Source organism: Nostoc sp. (genome assembly GCF_036917575.1).
Lineage (GTDB): Bacteria > Cyanobacteriota > Cyanobacteriia > Cyanobacteriales > Nostocaceae > Nostoc.
The window spans coordinates 209,713-225,370 of record NZ_JBALDC010000050.1 but is presented as its reverse complement, the minus strand read 5'-3'; the positions used below and the strand labels follow the sequence as shown (position 1 = coordinate 225,370).

14 protein-coding genes and 1 pseudogene are annotated in these 15,658 nt (G+C 41.0%); 9 read left to right on the top strand and 6 right to left on the bottom strand.

The window, feature by feature from the left end; all coding sequences use genetic code 11:
• Positions 1–21: 21 nt before the first annotated feature.
• Positions 22–1,239: a glycosyltransferase family 4 protein gene (locus tag V7K79_RS14410; RefSeq protein WP_335048614.1), complete on the bottom strand. Its 1,218-nt coding sequence runs from the start codon at positions 1,237–1,239 to the stop codon at positions 22–24.
• A gap of 649 nt (positions 1,240–1,888) precedes the next feature.
• Here V7K79_RS14410 and V7K79_RS14405 point away from each other — a divergent pair.
• Together V7K79_RS14405 and V7K79_RS14400 are read left to right on the top strand one after the other, a co-directional pair.
• On the top strand, positions 1,889–2,860 hold the full coding sequence (locus V7K79_RS14405; protein ID WP_335048612.1) for a DUF1517 domain-containing protein: 972 nt from the start codon (positions 1,889–1,891) through the stop codon (positions 2,858–2,860).
• Between the two features lie 529 nt (positions 2,861–3,389).
• Positions 3,390–3,770, top strand: coding sequence for a calcium-binding protein (locus V7K79_RS14400; RefSeq protein ID WP_335048610.1), 381 nt, complete (start codon positions 3,390–3,392; stop codon positions 3,768–3,770).
• A 3-nt stretch (positions 3,771–3,773) separates the two neighbouring features.
• Here V7K79_RS14400 and V7K79_RS14395 read toward each other — a convergent pair whose 3' ends face one another.
• The 3 genes and pseudogenes from V7K79_RS14395 to folB all read right to left on the bottom strand — a co-directional run bounded on the left by V7K79_RS14395 (position 3,774) and on the right by folB (position 6,587).
• Positions 3,774–4,334, bottom strand: coding sequence for a sugar O-acetyltransferase (locus V7K79_RS14395; protein WP_335048608.1), 561 nt, complete (start codon positions 4,332–4,334; stop codon positions 3,774–3,776).
• Between the two features lie 68 nt (positions 4,335–4,402).
• A pseudogene (locus V7K79_RS14390) lies at positions 4,403–5,686 on the bottom strand (diguanylate cyclase domain-containing protein).
• Positions 5,687–6,218: 532 nt separating this feature from the next.
• Positions 6,219–6,587 (bottom strand): dihydroneopterin aldolase, encoded by a 369-nt coding sequence (folB, locus tag V7K79_RS14385; RefSeq protein WP_335048606.1) that lies wholly within the window; start codon positions 6,585–6,587, stop codon positions 6,219–6,221.
• Positions 6,588–6,754: 167 nt separating this feature from the next.
• Here folB and menD point away from each other — a divergent pair, with 167 nt between their 5' ends.
• The 3 genes from menD (at position 6,755) to menB (ending at position 10,270) form a co-directional block, all read left to right on the top strand.
• A complete protein-coding gene (gene menD, locus V7K79_RS14380; RefSeq protein WP_335048604.1) occupies positions 6,755–8,509 on the top strand; it encodes a 2-succinyl-5-enolpyruvyl-6-hydroxy-3-cyclohexene-1-carboxylic-acid synthase in 1,755 nt (584 codons plus the stop codon).
• Positions 8,510–8,739: 230 nt separating this feature from the next.
• Positions 8,740–9,342, top strand: coding sequence for a hypothetical protein (locus V7K79_RS14375; RefSeq protein WP_335048602.1), 603 nt, complete (start codon positions 8,740–8,742; stop codon positions 9,340–9,342).
• 94 nt (positions 9,343–9,436) lie between these two features.
• The gene (gene menB / locus V7K79_RS14370) at positions 9,437–10,270 is read left to right on the top strand and encodes a 1,4-dihydroxy-2-naphthoyl-CoA synthase (RefSeq protein WP_163936219.1); all 834 of its coding nucleotides are present in this window, start codon (positions 9,437–9,439) and stop codon (positions 10,268–10,270) included.
• A gap of 127 nt (positions 10,271–10,397) precedes the next feature.
• Here menB and V7K79_RS14365 read toward each other — a convergent pair whose 3' ends face one another.
• Positions 10,398–10,712 carry a hypothetical protein gene (locus tag V7K79_RS14365; RefSeq protein WP_335048600.1) on the bottom strand — a complete coding sequence of 105 codons (315 nt, stop codon included), beginning with the start codon at positions 10,710–10,712 and terminating at the stop codon, positions 10,398–10,400.
• Between the two features lie 423 nt (positions 10,713–11,135).
• Positions 11,136–11,690 carry a DUF721 domain-containing protein gene (locus tag V7K79_RS14360; RefSeq protein WP_335048598.1) on the bottom strand — a complete coding sequence of 185 codons (555 nt, stop codon included), beginning with the start codon at positions 11,688–11,690 and terminating at the stop codon, positions 11,136–11,138.
• Positions 11,691–11,968: 278 nt separating this feature from the next.
• Here V7K79_RS14360 and V7K79_RS14355 point away from each other — a divergent pair, with 278 nt between their 5' ends.
• The 4 genes from V7K79_RS14355 (at position 11,969) to V7K79_RS14340 (ending at position 15,654) form a co-directional block, all read left to right on the top strand.
• On the top strand, positions 11,969–13,333 hold the full coding sequence (locus tag V7K79_RS14355) for a hypothetical protein (RefSeq protein WP_335048596.1): 1,365 nt from the start codon (positions 11,969–11,971) through the stop codon (positions 13,331–13,333).
• 121 nt (positions 13,334–13,454) lie between these two features.
• Positions 13,455–14,204, top strand: coding sequence for a PspA/IM30 family protein (locus tag V7K79_RS14350; protein WP_335048594.1), 750 nt, complete (start codon positions 13,455–13,457; stop codon positions 14,202–14,204).
• 162 nt (positions 14,205–14,366) lie between these two features.
• Positions 14,367–15,143 (top strand): PspA/IM30 family protein, encoded by a 777-nt coding sequence (locus tag V7K79_RS14345; protein ID WP_335048593.1) that lies wholly within the window; start codon positions 14,367–14,369, stop codon positions 15,141–15,143.
• A gap of 175 nt (positions 15,144–15,318) precedes the next feature.
• On the top strand, positions 15,319–15,654 hold the full coding sequence (locus V7K79_RS14340) for a thioredoxin family protein (protein ID WP_335048901.1): 336 nt from the start codon (positions 15,319–15,321) through the stop codon (positions 15,652–15,654).
• Positions 15,655–15,658: the final 4 nt, after the last annotated feature.

Below are 15,658 nucleotides of genomic sequence, written 5' to 3'. Positions count from 1 at the left end.
TCGTTGAATATAATAAAAACCTCACAAATCTGATTTGTAAAGCGATCGATGAAGAGTTCTACGTTTAGCTAATTCTTTACCTTTGCGACCAAGCTGCTCGCGTAGTTGCTGCTCTTTGCACAACCGATTGAAAGCTTGAAACACTTCATAACCAGAATTGGGATTAACCAGTATCCCATTCTCCTCATGCTGAACTGTATCTAAAATACCGCCTAAGCGAGGGGCAATTACTGGCTTACCGAAATAACTTGCTTCTAAATAAACCATATCAAAACCTTCCATGCTATTAGCTTTAGTATCCAATAAAGTCAGCATGGCAAATATGTCGCAAGCAGCATAATAACCTGCTAATTCTCGCTCAGGCACATATCCGACAAAGTGGACGCGCTTATTTACCCGCAAACGATGCGCTAAAGATTTCAGTTCCGATTCACTTGACCCTTGACCGCAGATTATATAGTGGACATCGACCCCAAAAGTTAGCAATAGTGGAATGTTATCAATTATTCGGTCGAAACCTTTATCTTTTACTAGCCTGCCGATGGAGAGAATAACTATTGCTGATTCGGGAATGTTGTACGCCTGACGCACGCAAACACGTAAATCGTCAAGGCTACTGGGACTCGCTACATTATTACCAAATTTCTCTGTTCTGATTTCTGGATTAATAACGTGTGTAGGAGTATTTAATCGGAAAGCAGTTCTGAGGTAATCTCTTGTATAAGAACTGTTACAAACAATGCCTTCGGCACGTTTGAGTGTTAATTTAAATAGCGATCGCAGCACGGGATTGTGTAAAGTACAAAGAAGATCGTTGCCGTGCAGATAGATAAAAAAGCGAATAGGTAACAAATAGCTCAACAGCAACAGTGAAGGAAAATCATAGCCGTGGCCCCACTCTATGTAACGATAGTGATAGCGAAAATAGAGTTTAATTGCTAGGACAAATGAGCAGACGATATTGACCAAAGGCTTCAGGATATTTCCCACATAGCCACAAAGCCAATATTTAGGATCGTACCAGCGATACACAGGAAACTGTTGATTTTGATCAAATACTCGATCTCCTGAGCAACTAGCTGCCAGCACAATGATTCGTTCTGGATCTTGCAGACAACGATTGTAGATATATTCCCCAATTACAGCTTCTTTCGGGAGAAAGATCCGGGATATGACTAGGATATCTGGGTATGCAGCTTTGTCTCTGATTTCGGCTGTGAGTTGAGAAATATGTTCCATAATAAAGTTGATGACTATATTTTCAGATAGTTTTTAATCTTTACAATTAGAATTACTTTCAAAGCCATCATTGTTATTTTATTTGTTTTAAAACGAATTTGGTAGATGAGATATGAAAAAGAGAGATTTTTGAAATTCTGTGAAAAATCAGCCTCACTCGCTATTTGGTTGTTTGCCTCAGTCCTATTTTTTACTCAACACTGTTTCAGTAAATAATTAAAAAAATTAGTTAAAATAATTACTAAAAATTAAAATCATCTGTATAATTCAAAACTGTAGTCTGAAACTGCTAGTCCGAGGCATAGCAAACAATTGCCCGTAGGCATAGCCTGCACTTCTCTACGAGACGCTCTTGCTAGCTTGCTTTTACGAAATGGTACGACAAAACTTAGTGACCATTGTAGAGATCGCAAATTTCTGTGAAGATAAACATGTCTTCAGGTACGGTTCCCCAGTCGAGAAATCCCCCCTGCGATCGCTACTTACCAAAGATAAGACGCGGTAAATTAAATATGTAGCTTCTAAAAGCGAATGCTACATAAATGCTACAAACTTGCTTGTTACCGGCTAGTTAGCGACATCCTGCAACACTGCTCCCAAGACAGGCAGAAATCATAAATAATAATTTTGTTTTTCAAGCGATAGTCTTATGCGTAAAAAACTACAACAAACCATCAAACCGCTGTTAAAAACCTTCTTAGCCCTAAGCTTGGTGTTAGCTTTGGCTCTTGGTCATGCTGACGGCGCATTAGCAGCCCGCAGTGGGGGTCGCATCGGTGGTGGCTCCTTTAGAATGCCTTCCAGCCGCACCTATACACCGCGCACTTATGCACCTCCTGGCGGGGGCGGATACTATCCTGGTGGTGGTTTTGGCTTTCCCTTCCTACTTCCCTTTTGGGGTATTGGAGGAGGATTTGGTGGTATATTTACCATCTTAATTTTCTTGGCGATCGCTAATTTCTTATTGCAAACTTTCCGCCGCGTCTCTAGTGGTGAAACTGGAGAAGCCGATTACAGCAGTAACTCTTCTGTTTCTGTAACTCGTTTGCAAGTAGGTTTGTTAGCTCAAGCTCGGGAATTGCAAAATGAACTTAACCACATTGCTGAGACTGCTGATACTAACACCCCAGAAGGCAGAGCAGAAATTCTCCAAGAAGCCAGCCTCGCTTTACTCCGCCATCCCGAATACTTTGTATATGCAGGTGGTGGCACTCAACAAGCCAGTTTGAATTCAGCTGAAAGTCAGTTTAATCGGCTGTCACTGGCAGAACGCAGCAAGTTTAGCGAAGAAACTCTTTCTAACGTCAACAACCAGCTAAAAGCAGCCCATGCCGAAGATGCTTTACCTGCGGCTGGTGAACTCGACAACCCCACCCGCCTAATTACCGAAGGCCCTGGTGAATACATTATCGTCACTTTGTTGGCGGCGACACTAGGTAAGTTTCAAATCCCCACAGCTATTAATAGTGCTGATGATTTGCGTCAAGCTTTGCGGCAAATTGGTAGTATCTCTAGCGACAAGCTTCTGGCAATTGAAGTTCTTTGGACTCCGCAAGCTGAAAATGATACCCTCACATCTGATGATGTGTTAGCAAATTATCCTGATTTGAGACTTGTTTAATCTGTGAAATTTTGTGCTTGAGCGCTAAGAAAAACTTGACATCTTAGTACAACGAATAAGTTTCCCTTAAGAACAATAACTAGAAAACCGTTTGTCATTGACAAGCGGTTTTTTGTAGAGTTTATCAAAACAGAATTCAGGAGTCAGGAGTCATAATTCAGCATGAATTCTGTACGACTGGCGGATGAATAAACGGCGTTTTTGTACCCCCGCTAAATCTTCTCTACGAGATGCTGCGCGAACGATTTAGCAGTCTTCAATTAGTGGCGGGTCGAATCCCCCACTTTCTTGTTCTGACTCCTGGATTCTGACTTCTGAATTCTTCTTCAAATCATTTCCAGATAATTAGTTATGATTGCCACAGTCGTTTCACCCCACCCTGCCCTAAGAGTTTCCAAAGAGAAGATTAAGGGGTGGGGTTTTGAGAGGTGAATAAGTAATTAAGTGGACAGAATAGATATATTTAACTATGATTTTAGAAACATTTTGGTAGTATTATCAAAATGCATTATACGCAAAGTGTTATCTTATGCCTAGTGTTGAAGCTGACGAAAACCGAGAGCATCGCATTAAAACAGAGATTATTGTAGATGCTGAAGACAAAGAAGACCGGGCTATGGGTTGGTACTACTACCTCGAAGAGGTTCTGAATTTTCCCTTTTTGGCTACATGGACTAAGAAGGGACGCAAATCAGGTGCTGTCGAGGAGAAAAAAGTTGAAGTACTGGGAATGGCCCCAGATGATGAGTGCTTAAAAGATATGTTTGTCGAAGTAGCTTATATTAATGGTAAGGATGATGATGTATATTCTGCAAAATTATCTGAAATAGCAGCCATTGATGTTGACAGTGAAACTCAAGAAGCGATCGCAGACTGGCTCTATTGGATTGCTAGAGGTTATAAATTTTAAATTCTAGGATAAATACCGAATGACGCGGCAGGGATTGCCAGCAGCGACAACATTCTCAGGTATATCTTTGACAACTACACTACCAGCACCAATGGTTGTGTTATCACCAATAGTTACACCTGGACAAATAATTGCATTGCCACCAATCCAGACATTATTACCAATGTTAACAGGGGCAGCTAATTCTCTACCAGAAAGACGAATTTCTGGCTCTGTTGGGTGATAAGCAGTATAAATTTGTACATAAGGAGCGCACAAAACATTTTCACCAATGTGAACTGTATTACAGTCTAAAATTACACAGCCATAGTTCATATAGAATTTGTCGCCAGCGAAAATATTACTGCCATAGTCACAGTGAAAGGGTGGCACAATTAATATTTTGTCACCGATTTTTCCAAATAATTCTTGCAAAATTTGCTGTCGCTGCTCTTGCTGTTCTTCAGTTGTAGAATTATACCTTCGCAACAGACGATTGGCTCGCTTATTTTCCACAGCCAATTCTGGATCTTCAGCAAGATATAATTCGCCTGCGAGCATTTTCTGTTTTTCGGTTTTTTCCATAACAGATTTATCGGGCTTCTCGGTTGTGTATGATAACCTTATTAGCGGCTAAAGTATCATTTGCATTCTTAACTAAATATGGCATAAGTAGCTTTTCCCTGCCGTTTAGCTTGGTACATTGCAATATCAGCATCCCGCAGCAGAGTTGCAGGCTCCTCATAATTACTAAAATTCCAAGTAATACCAATGCTAGCTGTAGTAGATAATTGATATCCATTTAGGTTAACTGGCAATCTTAAGGAATCTTGAATACGTTTGGCAACATTGGTAGCGTCGGTAATGCCTTTAATATCCTCTAAAAGAACAGTAAACTCATCACCACCAAATCGTGCTAAAGTATCGCCACCACGTAAGCACGACTCTAAACGTCTAGCAATTGCTACTAAAAAATCATCCCCTATTCCATGCCCAAAGCGATCGTTAATCTCTTTGAATCCATCTAAATCCAAAAATAAAACTGCAAAATAATAATCACTTCTGCGTTTGCTACGTTCAATAGTTTGTCCGAGCCGATCTAAAAATAAAACACGATTCGGTAATTCTGTTAGCCCATCATAAAATGCATTGCGGATCAGTTGCACCTCTGTCTGCTTACGTTTAGTGATGTCTTGAAAAACTAAAACTGCGCCAGTAATATTGCCATCTCGATCGCGGATAGGTGCAACATTATCTCCAATCACTATTTCTTTGCCGTCTTTGGTAATCAATGTGCAGTTTTCTGGTAAGTTGAAAACTTCACCTGCTTCGATTACATAAGTGGCCAAATTTTCAATTTTTTCTCCTACATCTTTATTAACTAAGTTAACGACTTCTATTAAATCTTTCCCAAATGCTTCACTTTGTTTCCAACCAGTGATTAGTTCTGCTATGGGATTCATCATTTCAATACAACCATTTGCATAGGTCACAATCACTGCATAACCCATACTATTAATAATTGCCATCATCCTCTGTTTTTCTTCGTATAATATTTTTTTGTTCTCATGTTTGTACGGGGTCATTTTAATCACAAAATGTAAATTACTTTCGATAAATGATTTGACTATGTAACTAAAAGGCTCACTTAACTGATTTTTATGTAATATTTTATATTCCAAACACTTTGTTAGATATACTACAGGCACATGGAAATGATTCTGGATAATATCTGCTACGTGGAAACCGTCTATTTATCTAACTATGCAGATATCAATTAATACTAAATATGGATGAGTTTCTGCTACCTTTTTTATTGCCTCCTCACCAGATTCAGTTATTTTTGATACTAAATAACCTAATTTTTGTAAACTTTTTCTGATATTTGAGGCTATATTTTTTTCATCCTCAACAACTAGGATTTTGCGGACGAACATGTTAAAATAACCTGTTTGCTAAGGTTCAGACTTTCGTTGTCAGTGTCAACTCAAGTTAAAAGTGCTTATCCGATCATAAACAATCTCTAACTATTCTGTATTCCTGCTTGATATTAATACTGACTAATGAGTAAATAACATTATGTTACTAATCTCCGGCAATTTATATGCTTATCAAAGCTAATTTTGATGAATTTATGTAGCTAATATGATGCTAATAACATCAAATTTAAATTAGATTGATACATTTTTAATGCACTATTTTAACTTTGCCACGACACTACGCGTATTTTATAAATCTAATACTAGCCCTACAGATTGTGGCTAATACTTAATCACAATTTCTATTCTCTGAAAATATACAAGTTAAATGCTCATCAGCAGATCGTAGTATTTTTAGCTTTTTGATCATCATCAGCCGCCGAGGGCAATAATGGCAGGAAATATCTGATTGTGAGACATTCCCCAGTTCCATCTAAACCCCCTGTTCTTTGCTAGCTAATAGATATTGAAAAAAAACACATTTTATGAATTAAATATCGGACTTGATTTTAGTCAGTTCAATGCTAATTTTGCCACCAAAGTCTGGAATAGGTGCAGCAGGTTTGCTGAGAGTGACTTGGACTTTTGTTACACGATTGCACTCTTGGAGGATAGAATCTGCGATCGTCGCTACCAATTTCTCCAGCAAAGCAAACTTAGACGTTTTGATCAGATGTTGTATCAAGCTAATGACGCTGCGATAATCTAAGGTATCTTCAATCGCGTCAGTCTTGGCTGCTGTGGAGATATCCAACCATAACCTCACATCTACCTCAAACCATTGTCCTAGCACCTGTTCTTCTGGTAGATACCCAGTGTAGCCATAGCCGCGAATTCCTGTTAAATGAATGCAGTCCATAAAAGTTTGAGAGCAAATTGTGCATTTTGTAGAAAGTGGAGCAAGTTTGCTGGAGATTTATCTTTCTCAGAAACTCGCGTGGCGGTATTGGATTCTATTACCGCATTGATGGATTTTAAATTGAATTTCCTTAGACAAAATCTAAAATTTAAGATTGTTTTATAACTATGTTTGATTTAATACCGATCGCTTATAGGAATGTTAATCAACTTTGGGCTTATATTTTAACAGAGACGCTAAAGCGGTTGGGATTGACTTGTGCGATCATTTGTCCTGGATCGCGCTCAACACCTTTAGCGATCGCTTTTGCTCAACAAGCACCTAAGATTGAAGCAATTTCCATTCTTGATGAACGTTCCGCCGCCTTTTTTGCTTTGGGACAAGCTAAAGCAACCGGACGATCGGTGGTACTAGTTTGCACCTCTGGTACAGCAGGAGCAAATTTTTATTCAGTAGTCATTGAAGCCTCATATAGTCGCGTACCACTGTTGATATTAACCACCGATAGACCTCCAGAATTGCGAGATTGTCACTCTGGGCAAACTATAGATCAATTGAGATTATATGGAAACTATCCAAATTGGCAAACAGAGTTAGCTTTACCCTCTGCGGATCTGGGAATGCTGGCTTATCTGCGACAAACGGTAATTCATAGCTGGGAAAGAGCGCAAACTCCTACAAAGGGGCCAGTACACTTGAATATTCCCTTTCGCGATCCTTTAGCACCTGTTCCTGATGGAACTGATTTGAGCTATTTGCAGTCCCAGTTTCACCCAGAAGACTTTTTCGCAGCAATAACAAACCCATGCCCCATGCTCGATGCCCCATGCTCCATCCCCAAAGAATGGAAAGAATGCGATCGCGGCATTATTATCGCAGGTGTTGCCCAATTGTCGCAACCACGGGAATATTGTAGAGCGATCGCGCGCCTTTCCCAAACTCTCAAATGGCCCGTGCTAGCTGAGGGACTTTCCCCAGTGAGAAATTATGCCGAACTCAACCCTTATTTGATTTCTACTTATGACCTGATCTTGCGGAATCAGCAACTAGCAAAGCAGTTAACGCCTGAAATGGTAATTCAAATAGGTGAAATGCCTACGAGTAAAGAACTGCGTACCTGGATAGATGCAACCCAGCCGCGACGCTGGATAATTGACAAGAGTGACCAAAACCTCGACCCATTGCACGGGAGGACGGCGCATTTACGGATATCTGTAGAAGATATAAAGGCAGAGGAGATAAATTTATCTTTCTCCTCAGACTATTTGCAGCAATGGTGTGATGCGGAAGCTAAAGTCAGGTTAGTTGTTGACCAGACGATGGGGAAAATAGATGAAGTCATTGAGAGTAAAGCAGCTTGGTTAATTTCTCAGATTTTACCGCCTGGAACGCCACTGTTTATTGCCAATAGTATGCCTGTGCGGGATGTGGAATATTTTTGGAAACCGAATAATTTAGGAGTGCGATCGCATTTTAACCGGGGTGCAAACGGCATTGATGGCACATTATCCACAGCATTAGGAATAGCCCATCGCCACCAAAGTAGTGTGATGTTAACGGGGGATTTAGCGCTGTTGCATGACACTAATGGTTTTTTAATCCGTAATAAGTTTGTCGGACATCTGACGATTGTATTAATTAACAACAATGGCGGTGGTATTTTTGAAATGTTACCCATTGCCAAATTTGATCCACCATTTGAAGAGTTTTTTGGCACTCCCCAGGATATTGATTTTGCTCAGTTATGCGCCACCTATAATGTTGAGCATGAATTAATTATTTCTTGGGAACAGTTGCAGCAAAAATTAAACCCACTTCCAACTACAGGAATTCGGGTTTTAGAGTTGCAGACAAATCGTAAAGCAGATGCGAAATGGCGACAGGATCATTTGAGTAGGTTTGCCGCAGATATTGCAATTTAACTATTGTGTTAGGTGCTTTGGAATCGCAGGATTGAATCTGCTGATTAAATAGAATGCTTGTGGAATTAAAGTTAATAATTATTTACCAAAAGTATTTTAATTGCTAATAACGATAAGCAATCTGGCTCAGTTATAGCTTCAAAAAATGCCTTAGCTTAAATTTGCTGAATATTTTTTATTACTCTATGTAGTACATTGCAATAGTGCGCGTTCACAAGATTGTTTAAAATATGACAAATGAACTTCATCTTTATTTTGATGACTCTGGTAGCCGTAATCCAGATTCAGAAGCAATACCGCGCCGTGATGGTATTGATTGCTTTGCTTTAGGTGGAATTTTAGTGGAGGAAGAGAATATAGAAAATATTATAATAACGCATCGAGAATTCTGTAATAAATGGAATGTTACTGAACCATTGCATTCTACTAAAATCCGTTCTCGACAGAAAGCTTTTGCTTGGTTAGGTAAGGAAGAGAATAAAGATAAATCTCAGGATTTTTTGAGCGACTTAGAAATGCTGATGCTCGATTTACCGTTTACTATCATTGCATGTGCTATCCACCGACCAGGTTACAATGCTCGTTATAAAAAGAAATACAATAACGATATTTGGATGATGTGTAAAACTGCCTTCACTATTTTAGCTGAACGTTCAGTAAAATATGCGATTTACAAAGAACGCAAGCTACGCATTTTTTTTGAGGAAAGTGGGAAAGATGCGGATAGAGCAATTCTAGAATATGCGAAAGAACTTAAAACTCAAGGAATGTATTTTGACTCACATATTTTTATTCCTCAACACCCAGACAATTACCAGATTGTAAAGGCTTGAGATACCAATTTTAGCGTAGGCGTAGCCCACCACAGGTATCACTTGTCCCTGCGTCCGCGATAAAATTCTCGAAGCAACAGCGCACTCCATACCAATGCAAATTAACTGGCAAACTGCCAAAACCTACGAAGACATCCTGTATCAAAAAACTGATGGTATTGCGAAAATCACCATCAACCGTCCCCATAAACGCAATGCTTTCCGTCCTGAAACCGTCTTTGAACTGTACGACGCTTTCTGTAATGCTCGTGAAGATACTACTATTGGTGTTGTCCTATTTACTGGTTATGGTCCACACACTGATGGCAAATATGCCTTCTGTTCTGGTGGCGATCAAAGTGTGCGGGGACATGCAGGTTATGTGGATGATACTGGCATCCCTCGCTTGAATGTGCTGGACTTACAACGCCTGATTCGTTCCATGCCGAAAGTGGTGATTGCCCTAGTAGCTGGATATGCGATCGGTGGTGGACACGTCCTACACTTAATTTGCGACCTTACCATCGCTGCCGATAACGCCATTTTTGGACAGACTGGCCCGAAAGTCGGCAGTTTCGATGGTGGTTTTGGAGCCAGCTATCTCGCCCGGATCGTGGGACAAAAAAAGGCTAGAGAAATTTGGTTTCTCTGCCGCCAATATGATGCACAACAAGCTTTAGAAATGGGCTTAATTAATTGCGTTGTCCCAGTGGAACAACTAGAAGCAGAAGGTATTCAATGGGCGCAGGAGATTTTAGAAAAAAGTCCGATCGCAATTCGGTGTCTTAAAGCCGCCTTCAACGCTGATTGTGACGGACAAGCTGGTTTACAAGAACTTGCTGGCAACGCCACCCTACTTTATTACATGACAGAAGAAGGATCTGAAGGAAAACAAGCCTTTCTTGAAAAGCGTCCACCAGATTTTCGTTCTTTTCCTTGGCTACCTTAGAATTACAAAAATCGCACCTCACTAAAGGGTGCGATTTTTATATATATAAACTTTTACAGCACTAAAAATCTTAAAAACAAATCTTATTTTAAGTAGACTACAAACTTAGTCCAGTAATAATGGATGACTAAATAACCACTACTTTAGTCTTTACCTGTTCAGGTATCGAAGCAGTTATTTCCTCTAAAGGAGCAAGAGCAGTATTGTCTAAATCTGAGGCTAGAGATTGGCAAGATGTTAAAACTGGGGCTATATCTGGCAAACCCCAAGCATCCTCCAAGGTTTCCCAAGAAGGTGCAAAAGGTGGGAGTGCCAAAGAGCAAGCCTTCCAAGCTGCTTGAACTGGTGCGCCCAACTGCTGGCACGTTCCACCACGGCGACCTTCTGGCTGGTAATGACGGCAATATTTACAGGCAGATGCTAAAAATTTAATAGGTTTCATTTGGATTCATCTTTAGTGCCGTTTCTGGCTGAAGTTCATCTTTATATTTTGCTTCTATATATAAAGACGGAGAAAAGCCAAAAAGTCATTATTTTATATAGGTTTCAGCGATCCCAAGGAAAAAATAAACTTTAGGATATTTTTATAATCTTGTTATATATTTAAATAATCATTAAAACCGTTAGGTATAGATATCGTCTAAAACTTATGAGGGATCAAGACGAAAACCAAAAGTTTTTATTTATCCAGCCTTTTAACTTCCTCCTTAAGGAGGGCTTAAAGCATAAAATACCAGAGAAATAGTCTGCTTTGTATACCAATTAGGCATTCTTAGCAGTACAATATGTTTTTTCTCAATAATTAAAATTATTTGATGTGATATAGCAAGTTTGTCAGGATAAATTCTGCCTAAGGAATAATCGCTCAACTATTTTGCTTAGAAAACTGTTTAGCAGCACAGACAGAACAGACTTGCCAGCGCTGGAGTTCACCGTGTGGGGTGGGAGATTGACACTGGGGACAAAGGGGTAGTCCATGCGATCGCGATCGCACAATCTTCGTCCAATGTCCAAAAGCCGCATTTACATCTTTAGTAGGTGTAGCATCAGGGCGGTTAATCTCATCACCAAGGTAACTGGGATGCTCATGAGCCGAAACGGATTGTTGCTGTTTTATCTCCACCGACGGATTCTGCCAGCCAGCAGTAGAGAAGCGAATATCAACCAAAGGCGTTGGCAGCTTTTTATTCAACTTTAAAAGTAGAGATGTGCGACCAAAAGTCAGGTTTTGCGCCCAAGCAGCACTAGAAGTTGCTACCGATAAAACATCGCGTTGAATCGACAATGGTCGAGTATTTGCAGCAACCACTGGGCCAACAACTTCTGCCCAACACTTGAGCAGGCGTTGAAATGGTTGCTCCTGCCATTTAGCCTGCTTTTCCAGAATCCTTAAGACATCATTAATTGATTTCAACGACATTATTTAATGTGGGAATTGGGGAAGGTGGGGCCCCCTCTGGGGATAAGGGGTAATGGGGACTGGGGACTGAGGGAGTGGAAAGCAGGAGACAAGGGGACAAGGGGGAATTATTGAACAAGTCTCTCCCTTGTCTTTCTCCTCTTCTTCGTCTACCTTGTCTCTTCTCTATGCCCCATGCCCAATGCCCACTCTATCTATTTAAATAATTTCCGCTACTATTGTCACAAAATATATCTAAAAGTTGATTCTAGTAATCTACAGTTTGAGGCACAAAAGCAATGACTCAAAAACCCCTGAATGACTCTAGTTCTCATCAATCGTCTAAAACACCTGGGTTGAAACCAGTTCTAGCAGCAGCACTAGCAAGTTTAGAAGTGCCGCTAGATCAAGAGTTAGCTCGATACCGACGTACGCGAACTGGTTTGGTGTCATCGAACCAATCTCGTGTTGCAAGTTACATGAGCGGACAACCCCAACCGTTAACTGCCATTTTGACAACATTGGGCACAACTCAGTCATCAGCAACGGAAATTAAAACCAACGTACCGCCTGCATCTGTACCCGTAAATTCTGAGATGAACCCAGCACCAACCACGGCAAAAATTGATGTACCACCTGCATCTGTAGCTGTGAATCCTGAGATGAACCCAGCACCAGCTACGGCAAAAATTGAGGAACTGAATAATCTTAATGTGTCCTCCACATCTAATGCAGCTAAAACACAAACTCAACTTCCACCACCCCCACCCAACTTTAGTAGCAGCATCGTGCCAGCAATCGTTAACAATACTAAAAGCGAAAATGACTTGCAGCCAGATGATAGCCCCAAGCACCCAGATGACTATTTAGAATCTAGTGAAGCACTGCTGCGAAGTCTGACAGAAGAACAACCAGAAACCAAAAAACCAAGCAATTCTAGCGACAGTCTGCTATCACCTTTGGGTATTGGCTCCATGTTGCTGCTATTAGTGGCGAGTCTTACCTTGGGTTATGTAGTCTTCAATCCCAAAAGCTTGCCCCAATGGAATTTAGGCAATTTATTTAACGGCAACTCCTCTCCCACACCAGAAAATACTGAGGAAGTTGGGAGTAATGTCCAGCCTCAAATCCAGCCACCAAGTACATCTATACCTAAATATCCCAATCTAGCTACTGACGAGTTTCCTGAGGTGAGAGATCCTAATGATGTAGTTGGCTTAAAACCCAAAATCCAACCAACCCCCGCAGTAGTGCCTAATTCAGTCGTTCCTCAAAACCGCGCAAATCCTCAAGCGCCATTGCCTAACCCCAATACAGCCCTAAAACCGACCAATCCGATCGCCTTAGCACCAGTACCGACTCTACAATCCTTGCCTCCCTTAAATTCACCTTCCACTTCACCGACAAAAACCTCGCCCAAGGCAATTGCAACCTCACAAAAACCAGATGCAGAAATCAAACCAGGAACAGATGGGTTTTATCATGTCGTGATAGATAATGGAGGCGCAGCTTTTGCCTCAGCACGGCAAGTAATTCCTGATGCTTATTTATCGCCCAGTAAAGAATTGATTTATCTGGGTGCTTTTAAAACTAAAGAGCAAGTAAAACAACAGATGAAACTGTTAGAAGCGAAGGGAATCAAGGCACGAGTTCAGCAGCCATAAATGGCAAAAATCTACGATACCATGAGATAACAGTCCTGAGTCAATGAGTGCTAACAGCACTTATTCACTTAGGACTCAGCACTCAGCACTCAGAACTGGATTTCATGAATGGAGAGCCGACATGGAATTAATCAAGCGTATCCTGCGGGTGATTCGCGCTAATCTCAATAGTTTAGTCGGTGATACAGAAGATCCAGAAAAAATTTTGGAGCAAGCTGTCCTGGAAATGCAAGAAAATCTGGTGCAGTTACGGCAGGGAGTAGCACAAGCGATCGCTACCCAGAAACGCACTGAACGACAAGCAGCGGCAGCTCAGTCTCAAACGGAAGAATGGTATCGCCGCGCTCAATTGGCCCTGCAACAAGGCAACGAACCTCTAGCACGTGAAGCTTTGACTAAGCGCCAAGCCTATAAAGAAACCACTACAGCCCTCTTTTCGCAGATAGAGCAGCAAAATGAGATAGTTGCTAGGCTAAAAAAGGATATGCGATCGCTAGAGTTAAAAATTTCCGAGGCGAAAACTAAAAAAGATATGTATATTGCCCGCGCCCGTTCTGCTGAAGCTTCTTATCGCCTCCAGGAAATGCTCGGCGGAGTTTCTACCACCAGCAGTCTGAGTGCCTTTGAGCGCATGGAAGAAAAAGTTTTGCAGATAGAAGCTCAATCAGAAGCCATAGCTCAACTTAGCAGCGACGACTTGGAAACACAATTTACTTCTTTGGAATCTAATGATCTAGATACCGAATTGGCAGCGATGAAGGTGCAGGTTTTCAAGCAATCAGAAAACACACAGCATAATAGTCTCCTAACTGAAGACCAAAAGACAGGACAGCCCCCCCAACAGCAGTTACCCAAAACTCAGGATTCTTGAAGTTCCACTAATTAGCCCAGTTTGGGGATATCTTAACAATTAAGAGTTGTTAGGAGGTACTGATTCAAACTAGAAAGATTACATTGAAATAGGTAGCTATAAAAAAGTAAAAAAGCTAACTGTCCAAGAAAAAGCGTAAATCACACAAGGAAAAACAAAGTTATGGGATTATTCGATCGCATTAAGCGAGTAGTTAGTTCTAATCTCAACGACCTGGTTAACAAAGCCGAAGACCCGGAAAAAATGCTAGAGCAAGCCATCCTGGAAATGCAGGAAGACTTGGTACAGCTGCGTCAGGGAGTAGCCCAGACGATCGCTGCCCAAAAACGCAGTGAGAAACAGTACAATGATGCCCAAAATGAAATCAATAAGTGGCAACGCAATGCCCAACTAGCGCTACAAAAAGGTGATGAAAACTTAGCACGACAAGCTCTAGAGCGCAAGAAAACTTATACGGATACCAGCACAGCCCTGAAAGCTAGTTTAGATACACAAAGTACCCAAGTTGAAACTCTTAAGCGTAACTTAATCCAGCTGGAAAGCAAAATTTCTGAGGCTAAGACCAAGAAAGAAATGCTCAGAGCTAGAATTACCACTGCCAAAGCCCAAGAGCAACTCCAAGGTATGGTGCGTGGAATGAATACCAGCAGTGCAATGTCTGCCTTCGAGCGGATGGAAGAAAAGGTCTTGATGCAAGAAGCCAGGGCCCAAGCACAAGGAGAGTTAGCAGGTGCAGATTTAGAAAGCCAATTTGCCCAGTTGGAAGGTAGTAGCGATGTTGATGATGAATTAGCAGCCTTGAAAGCGCAAATGCTACCATCTGCCACTCCCCAAAATCAACCCCAACTGCCACCGCAACAACAAACCACAACTCCTAAATCTAATGAGGTGGTTGATGCCGAATTAGATTCCCTACGCAAGCAATTGGATCAACTGTAATAATTGACAGAAAAATTATTTAAGCTAGTCCCACACCTGTTGGCTGTGGGATTTTACGTCATAAGTCAATAGTTAACAATCCTAATAATTATGAATTATTGATTATGGACTATTGACGACTTTGGGATAAAGTATTGTGTGTGCCAACTTTGATCGCCACCTGATGGAGACTGCAATGAGTAAGGCTGTAATCACCATAACCGATGCTGAGTTTGAAACCGAAGTGTTAAAAGCCGAGCAGCCTGTATTAGTTTATTTTTGGGCTTCTTGGTGTGGGCCTTGTCAATTAATGTCGCCCCTGATTAACTCAGCTGCCACCAAATATAGCGATCGCCTCAAAGTCGTTAAGATGGAAATCGATCCCAACCCACTCACTGTTAAGCAGTACCAAGTGGAAGGTGTACCTGCCCTCAGACTATTTCAAGGCCAGGAAGTTTTGATATCTACTGAGGGAGTCATTGGTAAAGATAAATTACTTGCTCTTTTAGATACACACTTAAATAGTAATTAGTCGA

What these genes read in the sequence shown, in the direction of transcription:
- V7K79_RS14410 (WP_335048614.1), bottom strand. Translation starts at nt 1,239, where the DNA reads ATGGAACATATTTCTCAACTCACAGCCGAAATCAGAGACAAAGCTGCA.
- V7K79_RS14405 (WP_335048612.1), top strand. Translation starts at nt 1,889, where the DNA reads ATGCGTAAAAAACTACAACAAACCATCAAACCGCTGTTAAAAACCTTC.
- V7K79_RS14400 (WP_335048610.1), top strand. Translation starts at nt 3,390, where the DNA reads ATGCCTAGTGTTGAAGCTGACGAAAACCGAGAGCATCGCATTAAAACA.
- V7K79_RS14395 (WP_335048608.1), bottom strand. Translation starts at nt 4,334, where the DNA reads ATGGAAAAAACCGAAAAACAGAAAATGCTCGCAGGCGAATTATATCTT.
- folB (WP_335048606.1), bottom strand. Translation starts at nt 6,587, where the DNA reads ATGGACTGCATTCATTTAACAGGAATTCGCGGCTATGGCTACACTGGG.
- menD (WP_335048604.1), top strand. Translation starts at nt 6,755, where the DNA reads ATGTTTGATTTAATACCGATCGCTTATAGGAATGTTAATCAACTTTGG.
- V7K79_RS14375 (WP_335048602.1), top strand. Translation starts at nt 8,740, where the DNA reads ATGACAAATGAACTTCATCTTTATTTTGATGACTCTGGTAGCCGTAAT.
- menB (WP_163936219.1), top strand. Translation starts at nt 9,437, where the DNA reads ATGCAAATTAACTGGCAAACTGCCAAAACCTACGAAGACATCCTGTAT.
- V7K79_RS14365 (WP_335048600.1), bottom strand. Translation starts at nt 10,712, where the DNA reads ATGAAACCTATTAAATTTTTAGCATCTGCCTGTAAATATTGCCGTCAT.
- V7K79_RS14360 (WP_335048598.1), bottom strand. Translation starts at nt 11,690, where the DNA reads ATGTCGTTGAAATCAATTAATGATGTCTTAAGGATTCTGGAAAAGCAG.
- V7K79_RS14355 (WP_335048596.1), top strand. Translation starts at nt 11,969, where the DNA reads ATGACTCAAAAACCCCTGAATGACTCTAGTTCTCATCAATCGTCTAAA.
- V7K79_RS14350 (WP_335048594.1), top strand. Translation starts at nt 13,455, where the DNA reads ATGGAATTAATCAAGCGTATCCTGCGGGTGATTCGCGCTAATCTCAAT.
- V7K79_RS14345 (WP_335048593.1), top strand. Translation starts at nt 14,367, where the DNA reads ATGGGATTATTCGATCGCATTAAGCGAGTAGTTAGTTCTAATCTCAAC.
- V7K79_RS14340 (WP_335048901.1), top strand. Translation starts at nt 15,319, where the DNA reads ATGAGTAAGGCTGTAATCACCATAACCGATGCTGAGTTTGAAACCGAA.